Origin of the sequence: Acinetobacter sp. Tol 5 (genome assembly GCF_019702905.1) — a bacterium.
In the GTDB taxonomy this organism is placed as follows: Bacteria; Pseudomonadota; Gammaproteobacteria; order Pseudomonadales; family Moraxellaceae; genus Acinetobacter; species Acinetobacter bereziniae.
The window spans coordinates 4,604,013-4,619,703 of the sequence record NZ_AP024708.1; the positions used below are offsets into that span (position 1 = coordinate 4,604,013).

Annotated in this window: 13 protein-coding genes; 5 read left to right on the top strand and 8 right to left on the bottom strand. The window is 37.9% G+C overall.

The annotated features are described in order from the left end of the window. Positions 1 to 27 precede the first annotated feature (27 nt). From ssuD to TOL5_RS21365, 4 genes are all read left to right on the top strand, one after another. The gene (gene ssuD, locus TOL5_RS21350) at positions 28 to 1,197 is read left to right on the top strand and encodes an FMNH2-dependent alkanesulfonate monooxygenase (RefSeq protein WP_005034766.1); all 1,170 of its coding nucleotides are present in this window, start codon (positions 28 to 30) and stop codon (positions 1,195 to 1,197) included. After that, the gene (gene ssuC / locus TOL5_RS21355) at positions 1,194 to 2,015 is read left to right on the top strand and encodes an aliphatic sulfonate ABC transporter permease SsuC (RefSeq protein WP_121773958.1); all 822 of its coding nucleotides are present in this window, start codon (positions 1,194 to 1,196) and stop codon (positions 2,013 to 2,015) included. The genes ssuD and ssuC overlap by 4 nt, the downstream gene beginning before the upstream one ends. Before the next feature lie 9 nt (positions 2,016 to 2,024). After that, positions 2,025 to 2,822 (top strand): ATP-binding cassette domain-containing protein, encoded by a 798-nt coding sequence (locus TOL5_RS21360; RefSeq protein ID WP_004832226.1) that lies wholly within the window; start codon positions 2,025 to 2,027, stop codon positions 2,820 to 2,822. A 499-nt stretch (positions 2,823 to 3,321) separates the two neighbouring features. Then, a complete protein-coding gene (locus tag TOL5_RS21365) occupies positions 3,322 to 3,936 on the top strand; it encodes a TetR/AcrR family transcriptional regulator (protein ID WP_004832227.1) in 615 nt (204 codons plus the stop codon). Between the two features lie 103 nt (positions 3,937 to 4,039). Here TOL5_RS21365 and TOL5_RS21370 read toward each other — a convergent pair whose 3' ends face one another. Next, positions 4,040 to 4,606 carry a 5'-nucleosidase gene (locus TOL5_RS21370; RefSeq protein ID WP_005034771.1) on the bottom strand — a complete coding sequence of 189 codons (567 nt, stop codon included), beginning with the start codon at positions 4,604 to 4,606 and terminating at the stop codon, positions 4,040 to 4,042. Between the two features lie 177 nt (positions 4,607 to 4,783). Here TOL5_RS21370 and TOL5_RS21375 point away from each other — a divergent pair, with 177 nt between their 5' ends. Next, positions 4,784 to 5,326 carry an NADPH-dependent FMN reductase gene (locus tag TOL5_RS21375; protein WP_009584269.1) on the top strand — a complete coding sequence of 181 codons (543 nt, stop codon included), beginning with the start codon at positions 4,784 to 4,786 and terminating at the stop codon, positions 5,324 to 5,326. A 228-nt stretch (positions 5,327 to 5,554) separates the two neighbouring features. Here TOL5_RS21375 and TOL5_RS21380 read toward each other — a convergent pair whose 3' ends face one another. From TOL5_RS21380 to tssF, 7 genes are read right to left on the bottom strand one after another with little or no spacing between them, the layout of a single operon-like run. Next, positions 5,555 to 5,821, bottom strand: coding sequence for a PAAR domain-containing protein (locus TOL5_RS21380; RefSeq protein WP_004832234.1), 267 nt, complete (start codon positions 5,819 to 5,821; stop codon positions 5,555 to 5,557). A gap of 39 nt (positions 5,822 to 5,860) precedes the next feature. Next, positions 5,861 to 6,625, bottom strand: coding sequence for an OmpA family protein (locus TOL5_RS21385; RefSeq protein WP_009584266.1), 765 nt, complete (start codon positions 6,623 to 6,625; stop codon positions 5,861 to 5,863). Between the two features lie 4 nt (positions 6,626 to 6,629). Next, a complete protein-coding gene (tagF, locus tag TOL5_RS21390) occupies positions 6,630 to 7,589 on the bottom strand; it encodes a type VI secretion system-associated protein TagF (RefSeq protein WP_004832239.1) in 960 nt (319 codons plus the stop codon). 34 nt (positions 7,590 to 7,623) lie between these two features. Then, positions 7,624 to 11,493, bottom strand: coding sequence for a type VI secretion system membrane subunit TssM (gene tssM / locus TOL5_RS21395; RefSeq protein ID WP_009584318.1), 3,870 nt, complete (start codon positions 11,491 to 11,493; stop codon positions 7,624 to 7,626). A 34-nt stretch (positions 11,494 to 11,527) separates the two neighbouring features. Beyond that, positions 11,528 to 12,913, bottom strand: a complete 1,386-nt coding sequence (locus tag TOL5_RS21400) for a hypothetical protein (protein WP_121773960.1) — start codon at positions 12,911 to 12,913, stop codon at positions 11,528 to 11,530. After that, positions 12,914 to 13,906 (bottom strand): type VI secretion system baseplate subunit TssG, encoded by a 993-nt coding sequence (gene tssG / locus TOL5_RS21405; RefSeq protein ID WP_004832247.1) that lies wholly within the window; start codon positions 13,904 to 13,906, stop codon positions 12,914 to 12,916. It abuts the gene before it with no gap. After that, positions 13,870 to 15,678 carry a type VI secretion system baseplate subunit TssF gene (gene tssF, locus TOL5_RS21410; RefSeq protein ID WP_121773961.1) on the bottom strand — a complete coding sequence of 603 codons (1,809 nt, stop codon included), beginning with the start codon at positions 15,676 to 15,678 and terminating at the stop codon, positions 13,870 to 13,872. The genes tssG and tssF overlap by 37 nt, the downstream gene beginning before the upstream one ends. Positions 15,679 to 15,691: the final 13 nt, after the last annotated feature.

Genomic DNA, 15,691 nt, shown 5'->3' on the forward strand with positions numbered 1-15,691 from the left:
ATTTGAACTTTTTTAAGGATGCATGATATGAAAATCTTCTGGTTTATTCCCACTCACGGTGACAGTCGTTATTTAGGAACCAGCAAAGGCGCACGACAAGTCGATCATGCCTATATGAAACAAATTGCTGTTGCAGTCGATAATTTGGGTTATGAAGGTGTACTTATTCCAACAGGTCGTTCATGTGAAGATCCGTGGATCACGGCAGCAAGCTTAATTGATGCCACTAAAAATTTAAAATTCTTGGTTGCTTTGCGCCCAGGTGTAACCACACCTGCCCTCGCAGCACGTATGGCGGCTACTTTTGACCGTTTATCCAATGGTCGTGTTCTACTTAACCTCGTTACAGGTGGTGATGAACAAGAATTAAAAGGTGATGGTTTATATGAAGATCATGCTACACGCTATAAAACAGCAGCGGAGTACACCACCATTTGGCGTGAAATTTTAAAGCGTTCACATACGGGTGAATCTTTTACATTTCATGGTGAACGCCTGAATGTTGATGATGCCAAACTGCTTTATCCTCCTATTCAAGCCCCTTACCCACCGCTTTGGTTTGGTGGCTCTTCTGAAGACGCCATCGAATTGGCAGCTGAGCAAGTCGATACTTATTTAACTTGGGGTGAACCACCTGCTGCGGTAAAAGAAAAAATTGCAGTGGTTAAAGCACGTGCTGAAGCCAAAGGACGCCAGTTAAGTTATGGTATCCGTTTACATGTGATTGTTCGTGAAACCAATGAACAAGCATGGCAAGCAGCCAATGAACTGATTCAGTATGTCGATGATGCAACCATCGCAGCTGCTCAAAAGAAATTTAAACAAATGGATTCTGTCGGTCAGCGTCGCATGGCAGAACTACACAATGGTGATCGTAGCAAACTTGAAGTTTCTCCAAACCTTTGGGCAGGTGTTGGATTGGTTCGTGGTGGTGCAGGTACAGCATTGGTGGGCGATCCACAAACAGTTGCAGACCGTATTCAAGAATATGCAGACTTGGGTATCAACACATTTATCTTTTCTGGCTACCCGCATTTGGAAGAATCCATTCGTTTTGCTGAGTTGGTATTCCCATTGCTTCCATTGGAAACACGTAAAAAACTCACCCAACCAAATTTAACTGGACCATTTGGGGAAATTGTTGCCAACAACTACACACCTGAGGAAAATAAAAAGCCCTTAAAGGAGCTCGCATGAATGCCATAGTCAAGCGAAACCCTAACAAGGAAAGTCTTATCGTTTCACGTGGAACAAAGCAATTTGGGCAGCGCTTGCTGCCTTGGATTGTTCCAATTTTACTTATTGTCATTTGGCAAATCGCCTCGAAAACTGGCTTACTTGAAAGTCGTGTTCTTCCAGCACCTACAGCTGTTGTATCGGCATTTTGGACCTTATTGGTCAGCGGTGAACTTTGGCAACATGTCAAAGTGAGTGCAGGACGTGCCTTACTCGGGCTATTGGTTGGGGGTGGCTTAGGTCTGATTTTAGGCTTACTCAATGGCTCTTCGAAAGTTGCATCCAATCTACTTGATACGACCTTGCAAATGATTCGAAATATTCCTGCTTTAGCACTCATACCGCTTGTGATTTTATGGTTCGGTATTGATGAATCTGCAAAATTATTTCTAGTGGCTGTTGGTGTATTTTTCCCTATTTATATCAATACCTATCATGGCATTCGCTCAGTCGATCCCCAGTTAATTGAGATGGGGAAAAGCTATGGTTTAAATCACTGGCAATTGTATAAAGAAATTATTTTACCAGGCGCAATGCCATCCATTTTGGTTGGTTTACGCTTTTCATTGGGCTTAGTTTGGGTATTACTTATTGTTGCAGAAACTATTTCTGCTCAATCTGGAATTGGTTATATGACCATGAATGCCCGTGAGTTTCTACAAACAGACATCGTCCTTGTCGGTATTTTACTGTATGCCCTTCTCGGCAAGCTTGCCGATGTATTCGCACAATTCTTAGAAAAATATCTATTGCGTTGGCACGCAGGTTATCAGAAATAGGAGCTTAAAATGACCGATTTAAGTATAAGTCAATATGCCAATGATCTTCTTCCAAACCCAGACATTATTGAACAAGATCAGGCAAAAATTGGCGCAGAAATTTCGATTGAACAGCTGCATAAGTACTATGGTGAAGTTAAAGTTCTTGAAGATTTAGACTTACATATTGAAGCAGGAGAGTTTGTTGCGATCGTAGGGCGCAGTGGCTGTGGTAAAAGTACACTCTTGCGTTTAATTGCTGATTTAGAACAACCGAGTTACGGTGAAATTAAATTTAAGTCGTTGTTGAATTTCCGTGAAGGTATTATTGCAGATGATATCCGGGTGATGTTTCAAGACCCGCGTCTTTTACCTTGGAAAAACATTTTAAAAAATGTGCAATTGGGTCTCACCAAAGATCAATTTCCCAAAGCTGAGCAATTATTAGAAAAAGTCGGATTAAAAGAAAAGTCTGGATTATGGCCTTCTCAACTTTCAGGTGGACAACGTCAACGAACAGCACTTGCACGTGCCTTGTCGCACACACCACGAGTATTGCTTCTTGATGAACCTTTGGGAGCTTTGGATGCATTAACACGCCTAGAAATGCAAAGCCTGATCGAAAAACTGTGGTTAGAACAAGGATTTACTACTATTCTGGTCACCCATGATGTCAGTGAGGCTGTGCAATTGGCAGACCGTATTATTCTTTTGGATAAAGGGCATATCGCACAACAGTTTCAAGTTGATTTAGCCCGCCCACGTCAAAAAGGAGTTGCCTTTGCTGAGCTTGAACAACAAGTGCTTGCTGCGGTGCTTGCGACTTAAAAATAGCGTGCTGAAAATTTATCTATAAAATATAAGGGCATAAAAGTTCGTGCCCTTATTCCAGATTGAATCCTATATTTTTATCAATATACCGAAGTTTTATCCATTTTTATCGGCGAAAACTTCATTATTAAATAAATAAAATCATCCGTAGAGATTTTTCATTCAAATATAATCGAGTGCTTTTAAATCAAAATGACTTTCTTAAATTAAAATTAAATAACAGCATTCATGGTTCATTATTTTGTAAGTGACTCAAAAAATAGCCTTATACTAAAAAATGTCACAAAATTTAAATAATAAGCCATAACTGACATAATTTTTATATTAATTTTGCTCTAGTTTAGTGCAATTTTAGATAATAGTGAATTACGATTGATTTAATAATAAAACTTCATAATTATTTATCAGAAATATACCAAAATAATGTTGCTTTCTGTGCACAAATCAAACATTTTACCGTACAATTTAATAATCATTTATTTGATTTAAAGATGCGATGGAACAAAAAAAGAGTGCTCAAAAACGGCAGCAGTTACTTAGTGCTGCACTTGATGTGTTTTCTGTCTATGGTTTCAACGGTGCAAGCCTAGACGAAATTGCGCAGTTAGCAGATATGCATAAGTCGAATATTTTCTATTACTATGAAAATAAAGAAGCTTTATACGTTGAAGTCCTGACTACCGTGATGCAGAAATGGTTAGCACCATTACAATCGCTTGAATCGGAATTGGAACCAGCTGAGGCTTTGTCACATTACATTATGACAAAGATCGAAATCTCAAGAACTCAGCCCAAAGCCTCTAAGCTTTTTGCCTTAGAAGTAATTCAAGGTGCGCCACATATTTTATCCATCCTCAAAGGTCCGCTTAAAAAGTTATTTAAACGCAAAGCGAAGGTCATTTTGAATTGGCAAACTCAAGGTAAAATCTCAGATCAGATTGATGCTGAATTACTGATTATCAATATTTGGGCATTGACTCAAAACTATGCTGATTTCAGTACTCAAATCGAAATGGTTACAGGTAAAACTTTACGCAATAAAAGTATGTGTCAACGTGCAATCGAACATACGATTCACATGACTTTATATGGTGTTTTACCGCGTAATTAATCATCCAATATAACAATATTGGTTATTTTGGCAAACGACCATAGTTCCCTATGGTCGCCTGAACTTAAATTGAAATTCTAAAGATATTCAATTTGTTGTTTTTCTAATCTAAAGACTGATAAAGTTTTAATAATTTCTGTGCGCCTAATAATAAATTTTCTTCCCAATCTAAATGCGCAGTATCGTTGGCACCATCGGTAATATACTTCACGGAAATTAATCGCACGTTGAGCTTTTTACATACTTTCGCCAATGCATAACCTTCCATATCAACTAAATTACAATTGACCTTTGGCTGCCCTGTTTCAAAACTATCCCCTGTACCACAAATGCCTTTTGATAAATGAGGAAAATAACAGTCTAAATGAATTTCTTGAGGAAAATGCTGATCCATTGGCGTCACACCCACTTCAAAGCCGAGTGGAGAAACATCCATATCTCGCTGTACAAAGGTTTTTACTTCGATCAATTCATGGGCATTAAAAGTTGAGCTTCCTGCACTTCCGAGGTTCAATATGGTTTTACAACCTGTTTTTTGAATGACATCATAAGCTGTGAATGCTGCATTGATTTTGCCAATTCCACTATAGTGAATGGGAATTCCTGCTTGTTCAAACAAACCTTTAGATTCATTGGGTAAAGCCATGATTAATGCTAAATTATCTTTCATCACTGTTCAAAATTAAAATTTTACTTATTAAAATTGAAATTTTATTCTAGATCAATTTAATTCTTTTTTAAAACAATCTGCCCACCACATTCAATTTAAAATCATATACAAATCACTACGATACTCTACATTTTGATTGTTCATAATGATGAAATACATAAATAGAGATGACAATAAATGAATATCCAAATCATTGTGGGCAGTATTCGAGAAGGTCGTGTTGCAATCAAAGTTGCAGAATGGCTACACAAAGAAATTAACAAACTTGAATTTAATACTTTAAATGTTGAAATCGTAGATTTAAAAGAATGGGATTTGCCTTTCTTTGCAGGGAAAAACTCACCTGCATCTGGTATTTATGACCAACCTAAGCAGCAGGAATGGGCAAAAAAAGTCGCTTCGGGAGATGCCTTCATTTTCATTACCCCAGAATATAATCATGGATACAGCCCTGTACTGAAAAATGCAATTGACTATGTATATAAGGAATGGCAAAGCAAACCTGCAGCGTTTGTGAGTTATGGTGGAACCAACGGCTCTCGTTCTATTGATCAAATTAAACAGGTATGTGCCTTTATTGGTATGGTCGACTCCAATGCTGTCATCGAAATTCGTGATATTGGTCAACGTGGTAAAGCTGAAATTTTTGAAGGTAATGAATTTGATCAGAAAGCTGTAAAATCTGTAGTCAATAAATTGATTCAATATGCCAATGTTTAAAGTGATTAATGTACGCTTTAGCTTACAATGATTGTTTGATTTTACGACTTGGACGATCTAAAGAATTTATCTATTCTAGAGTCATAGGGAACAGGAAGTTTCCCAGACACAAAACAACAATAATCGGTCTGAGCATCAGGAAGTGAGGTAGAACAGGAGTTTACCTAACGAACCAATACGAAAAAGCCCCGTCAGGATGATGGGGCTTTTTTTATCCCTGAAGAATCGTTAATTCTGCCCAACTGTTAATGATTGATCACCAATACATTTACAACCACATGATAAAGGTGAATTGTGTTGTGCCGCAGCCTTGCCCATCACCAGCATATGATTATCACCTGCCACAATCGTAGCTACACACTTATGCTTAGGGCATGTTGCTTTGTCTCCGACACAGGCAATTGCCTTTCCATCAATCAAAAAAGATGATTGGGCAGAAATGATTTTTCCACCACCTGTGGTTGGAGATCCTAATGTAATATATGGAAGTGCCATAATTTTTACCTTTTATTGTTTTGTTATTCAGAAAGCATTTTATAAAACATCAAACTCAATACGGCGGTTCTTTCTACGCCCCTCATCCGTTGCATTGTCAGCAACAGGTTTAGTCGAACCTAATCCTGCAGTACTTAGGCGAGTTGGTGCAATACCTTTAGTGGTTAAATATTGTTTTACAGCTTCAGCACGTTGCAAGCTTAATGCTTGGTTTTTTTGTGGATCACCCTGACTATCAGTATGCCCAACAATCTTAACATTCTTACCCTGAACCTTATTTAATGCAACCACCATCTCGTCTAAGATTTGTGTACCTGCTGGAGTCAAAACTGCTTTACCAGATTCAAATTCAATAATTCGATTTTTTAAGGCATTATCAATAACCGATTGCTCCGCAGCATTCACGGTAATTTGTGCATTGAGTCGGTAAGGCGGTTGAACCAATGACTGAAATAATGTGGTGGTAGGTTGAATATCAGTTTGAACACCCATTTTCCCCATCAGTTCAACTTGCGTACCTCGTACCGAAAGCTTACCTTGGCTAATTTTTTTTAGATCCGGCGTGATGACTCGGGTCACTGAATCGCTCCAGCCATTCGGCGCGGATACAGGACGGATTTGAATTTTATCAACCACCTGATCATTACCATATACCGCTTTTAACTTGGCTAAAATCGCTTGTTTGGTCATATCATTGGGTACAACACCCTCAACCACGATCGGTGCAGCAAATACCTGTAGTGAATAAAATAAGCTCGAAATAATCGCAAATTTTTTCAATATTTTTACTTTTTGATTCTTCATATCATTATTCATCTATAAAGGTTTGCCGAAAAATTTTCATACCTTGCGTTAAACTTAATTGACGCTGGCAGAGCGATTGCTCAAGCGCTGCAAGACCTGCATTCTGTTCAAGATAAGCATCAATCCATAATGGTTGTACCAAAGACACCCAATGATCATTTTGCATATTTTGAGTAAAAATATTACTTAATGCAGTAATGTCAGCACCTTGGAATCCAAACAATAAAATCGGTGACTCTTGGTGCAAAATACCGATCAAAATCTCTGTATTGTTTTTTTCCAAGAAACGTCCAATTAAATTGACCCAAAATGCAGCAATTTCATAGCAATAACTTTGGTTATTGATGGGTAAAATTAATACTTTTGATAATTTACTGGTACCATGTTTCAGTACAGGTTGCAGCAATAAACCCAAGCCCAGCATACTTTGCGCCAATTCATAAGGCGTGATCTTCATCATTTGCGCAAATGAATGCATTGTATGATGTTCGAAGAAGTCTTGTGTTTTTAGCTCAGACAGTACCTGAACCTCGCGATCAATCAAACCGAGTTTATTCACCAATAACTCAGGATCAGTTATGGTTCTAAACATGCGATTCTTTTGAAAAAGATCAATCAGTACAGGTTTATATTTAAACGGCGCATACAATAAGTTTTGAAAAGGATTTTCAATTTCCAATAATTGGCTCAAAACCATTGGAAACTGGCGCCCTGAACTGTCTTCACTGGTCACCATATTGGCGGCAAGAAACATTTTTTCTTTCGGATTGGCAATAAAGAAATCTAATGGTGCTAAAGATTGATAGGCTTCATTAAAATTTTCTTCCCGCATCGCCATTTCTAATGCTTCAGTAATCCATTGATCAATCACTTGGATCAATGCATATTGTCCTTTGGTTTTTAAAAAGTCACCGCGCGCAGGGCATTTTCCATAATACAATGGTGTAGACTTTAATGTTTGCATACTTTCATCCCTCGCACTAAATCGTTCCCTATGATCATTGAGCTCCCCCATTTGTTGCAGGCTGCGGTGCTGCAGGCGCCTGCGGTTTAGGCGCTGCTGCCGATGATGCTGCGCCACCACCAAATGGCGATGAAGCTTGTGGATTAGACGCTGTTGCAGGTGCTTGCTGTGCTGCAACCACCAATGCCGCTTTAGGGCTAGTGACTCGATCTACCAGTTTTAAGCCCACATAACCACGATTTGAACCAATTGGGTTAGAAGCATTACCACTAATCAAACGGAACTGAAGTTTCACAAACAAATCACTGTTTTGTTTGCTTGTCCATGTCATTTCAAAACTACCATTGAGTGGCTTACGTTGTGCACTGTCAATTAATTTGTTGATACCATACTCGCCTGGTTCCTCAAAGATCGTATGAGTTTGACCATCTAAATCAATTGCTGTGATGCGCGCACCCGGAATTGCTCCAGGATTTGGCCACATAAAGTTCACCCATTGTTGAATACCATTTTCATAAACTAAACGCTGTCCATCAATATCAATGCTATAAGACAACAATTTGTTATTTGGAATTGGATAGAACTGGAAGTTTGATTGGTTGGCTGCTGGGGCACCACCGCCTGCCGCACCAGCTGATGCACCATTGATCGGTGTAGTATATTGCTCAAAATTCATCACAAATTCTGGGTTCAGCCCCACACCCATATTCTTCCAAGTTTTTGAAGATAAGGTATAACCACGACGAATCACGAATGGGTCTAGCGTCTCTTTAACAAACTTGGAAATACTTCCGTTGTCACCAAAAATTTGGCTAATTTCATTACTGGTCGCTTGAATTGTTCCTGATGAATTAAACGGAACTTTTTGCGAAAGTGTTTGACTAAATGGTTGGTACGCTTGTAAGGTCCAAAGTTTGTTGATCTCATCTTGTGCTGGGGTCAATAAGCTATCGAACGATTGTGTCAGTGGGCTAACCAAAAGCTTTTGAACCATTTGCTGATCTAGCTCGCCCAAGCCTACTGTGAGTTTTTCATCGACAACTTTTTGGGTCGCATTAAAGACTGAACTTTGATCATTGATTGTTTGTTTCGCTAAAGCCAAAGCACTTGGACCAAAATCACCCGCGCTACGAAGGTCATTCAGTTTACTTCTCACTTGAGCCATGTTCTGTAAATAGTCGTCGAGCAATGATTTGTCTTGTAAATCATCACGCTTACGTACCAATTGATAGAACACTTGGAACTGTTGAGAAATTTGTCCTTGTGCCTGATTAGACGCGCGTTGGATCTCATCCGATTTACCCTGACCGAGTACTTTACGTTTGAACCAAGCAACAAAACCTGTTTGTGGTGCGGCAAGCTCTGCTTGAACCACAGGGTTATCCCAGCTGGTTTCTTTCGCGACACGATCAATATAAGTTCGGATTGGAGAGTTTTGTGGTTCACCCAACACATCCATGATCTTCGCTTGCTGAACAAAATCAGGACCTTTTGCATAATGGGTAGCGTTAATAAACTTTTTCCATTCTGCAATATATTCTTGTTTATACAGTTGCGTCAGCTGTTTACGAATTTGATCTGGACTACCACTAAATGTTAAATCGTCAGACTGCGTACTATTCAATACCCAATCTTTGGTATCTGTTGGTTTGTTTGCAGCGTCTTCAATGGCTTTGTCAACATATTCATCCCAAGCTTTCTGGGTGAATATTCCTGGTAAAGCATAACCACCCAACATCACGTTACGATTGGTTTCACCCACAATTTGTGCCACAGTGACAGCAGGGTAACGTACGGCTGCACGCATTTTGATTTCGTTATAAACACGATCACGTGCTGGCATTCCTCGAACCACTGAGAGCAATACTTGACGAGTTTGATCGACGAGCTGAGCATCTGACTCTAAAACTGGGAACTTTTTATCATTGGCTAATGTCATTGAATAGCTCAAGATTTTTTCAGCTTTTTGAATCATTTCTCCACGCGGCATTTGTCCACGGTTGGCATCTAACCATGAACGCCAGAAACGGGTAACTTGATCACTTAAATGACTTGCATCCATATATTGTGGATTACTCATCATAAGATAAGCTTTCAATGCATTATAAGCATCTTGCGGATTTGTGTCTGAAGGCTCTGATGCAATCTGTGTAGAAGAGGTTTGTTTAATTTCCACATTAACATGATTTTGCTTGAGTGTTTGCTCATTGCCTTTAACACGTTGCAAATACTGCGCAATGTTTTGCTGACTCGGCGCTAAGACAATCTGTCTCACCCCTTTTAAATACTCCGCTTTTAATTTTTCTTTTAACTCATTGCCTTGATATAAACCAAACGAGAATTTTAAAGGACGATGCTGATCAAAGTCATCTAGCTGCTCTAACCGTTGTTGCAAAATCAGTAAAGCATCAATCTGGGTTGAAAGCTCTTGACCTGTGGTTTGTTCCATTTGAACAACTTTATTGAGATCTGCTTGTACATCTGCAATTAATTGCTGGTTATTACGATAAGACCAAACCCATAAGCCTAAAATAATCGACACACCCAATAATGATGCGATAAATGCCAAGTAGCGCTTACGTTTTGTGTTTGGATTAATATGTTGTTTAACTAAATTCTTATCTTTCAGAATAACTTCTGAGAATAAACCCTTTAAGAAATAACCATGATTCTGAGAGATTGAATTTTGTGGAATACCATGTTCACTGTTGGGGATCTTAGTCAGTTGAAAATCATCAACGATTTGTTCTGTCATTGGACTTTCAATCACACCTTCTTGTAAAGCACTGGTGAAATAGAAACCACGGAATACAGGTTTAAACTGGTATGGATTTTCTTCAAACAATGTCCCGATAAAAGTTTTTAATACGGGTTTTAAAGTCTTAAATTCAAGCGGGAAAGTCATCACACTTGGAGAAATATTTTGTGCATGACGGCGACTTAAATGGGTTGTACTTACACCTTTTAAGCCATCATATAAAATGTTGTAATGTTTCTCGAAGTGTTCAGCTGCATTTTGTGATGATTCTGGATCATAAGGTAAAGTTGCACCCCAGACTTGATCAAATTCTGCTGCTTCATAGCATTCAAAGAACTCGGTGAAACCTGCGATCAAATCCATTTTAGAGAAAACCAGATACACTGGCGCAAAGATCTCTAAGCGTTCAGTTAAGTCTTGGATACGCGCTCTTAAACTTTTCGCTAATTTAATTGATTTTTCAGGGCTTTGACTGACCAATTCAGCTACACTTACAATCACAATCAATCCATTGATCGGTGCTTTTGAGCGATTCTTTTTCAGAATATTTAAAAAACCTAACCATTCTGAATGATCTTCTGAATATACAGAATAGCGCCCTGCGGTATCGAGCAACACACCTTCTGTAGAGAAGAACCAATCACAGTTTCGCGTACCACTGAGCCCTGAAGACACCACTTTTTGATGGGTTTCTTCGAATGGGAATTTCAAACCAGAATGATAAATTGCTGAACTTTTTCCCGCCGCAGGGTTACCAATCACCATATACCACGGTAATTCATAAAGGGCAGCGTTTCCGCTTTTGTCACCCAATTTAGATTTACGAATCAATTGGATCGATTCTTTCATCTGTTGGTTGATCAGGTTTAATTCTTCTTTGTCTTTTTGTTTTCCGTATTCAGCTGTGTTGTCTTGCTCAATGGCTTCAGCCAAAGCTTCACCTTGTTCAGCATGCTTACGGCGTTGAATCAACCAGTAAATTCCGTAAATCACCAACCCAAGGATATAGGCAGCGAGCATCATAAAGAAATACTGACGTGGTACCACACTGTACGAAGAAATTATCGCAACAAGGATTGAAAGCGCAATCACAAGCTTTGGATTTGTGATGTATTGCCATGCATAGCTTAAAATTGTTTGTATCATTTTCTCGATTTCTTTCTAAATTTGTCTGTAATCTCTATGCAAACTCAGTCCCAACAATTACTTGGGTTTGCTGATGTTCAGCACTATAAACATAGCCATACAACTCATCTTTAAGGTGCAGACTCAACATAAAACCAAAAACTTTGGCTAATGATTGGGTATGACCTAAACTACTTTTACAATAAAGATAGTGATGTGCTTCAATCGGTGTTTCTGCAAAATTCTGTTCTAATCTTTTTAACAGCTTGACCTCTTTAGGATCATCTAAAACCAAAACAAAAGGTTGCTCTTGTTCAAATTGTTCTATTTGAACCAAATTCAACTCTTTTAAGGACCTAGATGCCTGATCAGAATTTAGTGCAATTCGAATATACTTTGTTGGCTGTAAATTTTGCAATTCAACCTTTTCATTGGTCATACAACAGGTACTGATATATTCAGAAGGAATATATTTTTCTGTCATCCATGTTCGATCATCAATGGTTTCTTGATCAATTTCAGAATCAACCACAATAAATAACGAAACTTCTGCATCTAATGATTGTGTTCTTTTCAGCAATTTCATCCAATCATGATATGCCGTTGTTTCCCCCCAGTAATGATATTCAGTATGAAACTGCTGATCAAGGATGCCAAGCTCTGTAAAATACTGTTGAATCAATTCTGCACCTGAGTTTTCATCCCATGTGTGAAATAAATTTTCAGGCAAAATAAGATGAATATTGAGGCGATTCAATTGTGGTACAGCTTCTGCAACCTGTTGTTCTACAGGTTCATCTTCATATTCTTGATGCGGGTTAATCCACGCAGGATGCATACGATATTCATGTGCAAGTTTAGCATCATAGAACAGTGCTGAATTCTTTAAATGCTCCGCAATTTGGTGAAGCATGTCGGTATTCTGTTCAAGCTGTTGCTGAATTAAGGCTGTGATCCGTTTCTGACGACCCGATAAACTTGATGAATCTTCTTCTTGTTCTTCAAGTGTTTGTATACGCAATGACAAGATGGGTAAACCATAACTATTGATGAGTGCTTGATCAAGTTGGGGGCTGACCACATCTTGCAGCTGCTCAATATGAACTTCATTTTCACCCATTGCACTTAAACTGGTTGTTGAATAGACCTTTAAATTTACCCATTCAATTTCTGCATCTGGCGTTTCAACGATATTTTGCTGTTCTGAGCGTTGTTCTTGTTCAAGTTTTTGCTGCTCTTTCTTGTCTTGACGACTTTGATAGAACTTCTTCAGCAACATCGGTGTCACAAGCAACAATGTAATTGCAGCAGGGATTAGTCCAAAGAAAATGACAAAATCCTGTCCACTTGGATTGTATTTAATATCACGCCAATAAAATACGACAATTGCTGAGACCAGTAAAATGACACTGATCAATGTTGCTAAAATTATTTTAATCATTTATGAAGCTCCAATCAGCGCATAACAGGTTTCATCATTATCACTTTGCATCTTCGGCATCACAAAAGCACCTTGTGCCAAACCGACTTGTGCTGTTGAACTCAACTGCAAAGGCTGAACTTCTTCTTTAGCAAGCACCAACCGCAAATCAACCAATAAGGTTGGACTACACCAACTCTGAAGTATTTTTTTTAATTTTTTACTTAACTTTTTCTTCGGTAAAAACTCTAAATATTGAGCATGAGTTAATGGACCAATTTGAATTTCTATTTTTCCATCTATTTGTCGAATAGTTTCCCCACAAAAAGTATTTACCCCCAAAAGAAAGGGTTGTTTGCCCCCTAATTTGGTTCTCTGCTCATCGCCTAGCTTAAACTTCTCAGTAATATATTCTTTGACTTCAACAGGATGATTAAAGACACAGGTCAACATCGTTTTCAACGCATGTGCAGTATTGTTTTGTCCCTGCATCAATCCTGAAAACTCAGCAAAATAATCGTCTAAATCATCTTGCTGATGCTGTGTTCGAATATATCCATTTAACGCATGTAAAATTTCTAAGTAATTATTTTCTTTTTCAATTTCATAACGTACAGGCAGGTTATAACTCAGACTTGCATCGACAAATTGGGCTGTAAGTTTATGGTTAAATAGCCCTAAGAACTTTTGTACCTCGACACGTTGTTTACGAGGTGCTTGCTTGACTTTATTGGTATAGGTATAGGGCATTGCACCCTGCATACCCGTTAAACCTACCACCAAATTGGTCATGTGGATCTTATCCTCAACTTGTTCTAAGGATTCAATCTCATGCTTGGGGAAATTTAGATTTAGTGAACTTTCAAAAAGAAAATCATCTGACCAACTTTTTAAAGTGGTGATGGTGGGTGCATGTCTAAATAATCGGGTTGACTGCACAAATTCAAAAGCTGTAGGGGTTTTGAAAAGCTCGTCAACTACAGAAGCTTCTTGCCACCAACGTTCTGTACGCATTGGTATAACTCCTGTTTTGTATTTAAATCTCTCACAAAAACATCAACAAAGCTGTTCATTTGTACTTTTAAATTGAAAATATGACTAATCAATTCACTGAAAATATAGAGACTATGTCCACGGAAAACTTGAACATCCACATCCATCAATACCTTAACGCCACGTACAAACATCGGGAAAGGTTTTGCTTCAACAAGTTTATGGGTAATTTCAAATTCGATCTGTTTAATCGCATCAATAATCAAATGATTTTCTTTCGATTTTGGTAAGTTATAAAGTTCAAGTAACTCTTTGATATGACTGACCGCATCCCCTTTCATTAACGCCAGCGTATTTAAAGAAAGATGTGAAATAATCCGCCATTGTTCATTTTTATTCATTTCAAATTGATAAGGCTCAGTTGGTCTTTTTAATATCAAAGCACGGCGAGCAACTGTACTGTCATTCAAATTCAAAACATTATTCGATTGACCTAAAGCTTCATACGGCAATTCACGGTTTGAACAAAGTAATCTGCAACTGACAAAATCCGACTTAATACTCTGAGGCTCGAGTTGTTTTGAAATAATTGAATACCCTGTTTCCACATATTGATTTTGTAAAACAGTCGGATTTAAGGCATAAAAAAACTGAATATCCTCACCATGATAATGACTCATTGCGAAGAAAGGTAAAATTGGATAAACCACTTGATCCTGATTACTTTTTTCACGAATCAAATTCATTTCAAGTATTGAATACACTTGATAAAATTCAGGATGGTGTGCATCTGTGATGAGAGGGTATTCTAAGTTTTTATGATTGATTTTTTGCGGTTCAGCCTGTTTTTCAAATAGGTTGACCACTGGGCTGGTAAATAATTTAAAATTCACCACATTCAATTCTGAATAATTTCGAATAATGGCTTGATCGTTTAAATTCAGCTTCAAATGAATTTGAATTTCAAAAGTTAAATTTTCATCTTTTAATAATTTTAAAAAATCTAAATTTAAATTCAGATAACTAAATTTTTCTGGAAAACAAAAGTATTCGATCAACAAACGATAGGCATGATGAGTATGTTGATCTATAGGTAATAGACTTTCATCTTCACGGAATCCCATCACTTCAAAAGGATTATTTATTGCTGTAACTTTTTTATTGATACGCAGACTAAAGCTGGTATCCTGATGAAAAATATGATCTAAAACTTGCAATGGAAAGTTAGAAATCGCATCTAAATAAATAGGAAGCTTTTCATTTTTCAACCAATTTTTACATGGATTTAATAACTCAAATTTTAAACTAAGTGTCGCATTTTGATTCAAATGAATATGCGCACTTGGCGTGGTTTGAAAACTTAAACTTTCCAGCTGAATGGGAAGTAGTTTCACTTCAGTGCTGGTATTAAATTCGCACTGGACCCCCTTAAAACTTCTTGATTTTAAAGTTGTTCCTTTAGGAATAATATGAACATCTGTTAATTGTTTTTGTTTATTTAAATCTTCAAAGCTCACCACGGAACAGGCAGGAAAATGTCGCAAATACTGCGGAAACATCACTTCAAATAATGAGCGGGTAAATATGTCATAGCTATCGGCTAATTTTTTATCAATACGTGCTGCAATTAAAGAAAAAGCCTGAATCAGGCGCTCAATATGAGGATCATCAATTTGTTCTTGGTTTAAAGATAATCTTTGCGCAATTTTAGGATATTTATCTGCAAATGCACGTGACTGCTGACCAAATTCTTGTAGTTGCTTTTCATAATACGGTAAAAGTTCTTCTATCACGACATACCTACAT

Bases quoted from the DNA above. Each gene is read 5' to 3' on its own strand.
- ssuD (WP_005034766.1), top strand. From the start codon at position 28: ATGAAAATCTTCTGGTTTATTCCCACTCACGGTGACAGTCGTTATTTA.
- ssuC (WP_121773958.1), top strand. From the start codon at position 1,194: ATGAATGCCATAGTCAAGCGAAACCCTAACAAGGAAAGTCTTATCGTT.
- TOL5_RS21360 (WP_004832226.1), top strand. From the start codon at position 2,025: ATGACCGATTTAAGTATAAGTCAATATGCCAATGATCTTCTTCCAAAC.
- TOL5_RS21365 (WP_004832227.1), top strand. From the start codon at position 3,322: ATGGAACAAAAAAAGAGTGCTCAAAAACGGCAGCAGTTACTTAGTGCT.
- TOL5_RS21370 (WP_005034771.1), bottom strand. From the start codon at position 4,606: ATGAAAGATAATTTAGCATTAATCATGGCTTTACCCAATGAATCTAAA.
- TOL5_RS21375 (WP_009584269.1), top strand. From the start codon at position 4,784: ATGAATATCCAAATCATTGTGGGCAGTATTCGAGAAGGTCGTGTTGCA.
- TOL5_RS21380 (WP_004832234.1), bottom strand. From the start codon at position 5,821: ATGGCACTTCCATATATTACATTAGGATCTCCAACCACAGGTGGTGGA.
- TOL5_RS21385 (WP_009584266.1), bottom strand. From the start codon at position 6,625: ATGAAGAATCAAAAAGTAAAAATATTGAAAAAATTTGCGATTATTTCG.
- tagF (WP_004832239.1), bottom strand. From the start codon at position 7,589: ATGCAAACATTAAAGTCTACACCATTGTATTATGGAAAATGCCCTGCG.
- tssM (WP_009584318.1), bottom strand. From the start codon at position 11,493: ATGATACAAACAATTTTAAGCTATGCATGGCAATACATCACAAATCCA.
- TOL5_RS21400 (WP_121773960.1), bottom strand. From the start codon at position 12,913: ATGATTAAAATAATTTTAGCAACATTGATCAGTGTCATTTTACTGGTC.
- tssG (WP_004832247.1), bottom strand. From the start codon at position 13,906: ATGCGTACAGAACGTTGGTGGCAAGAAGCTTCTGTAGTTGACGAGCTT.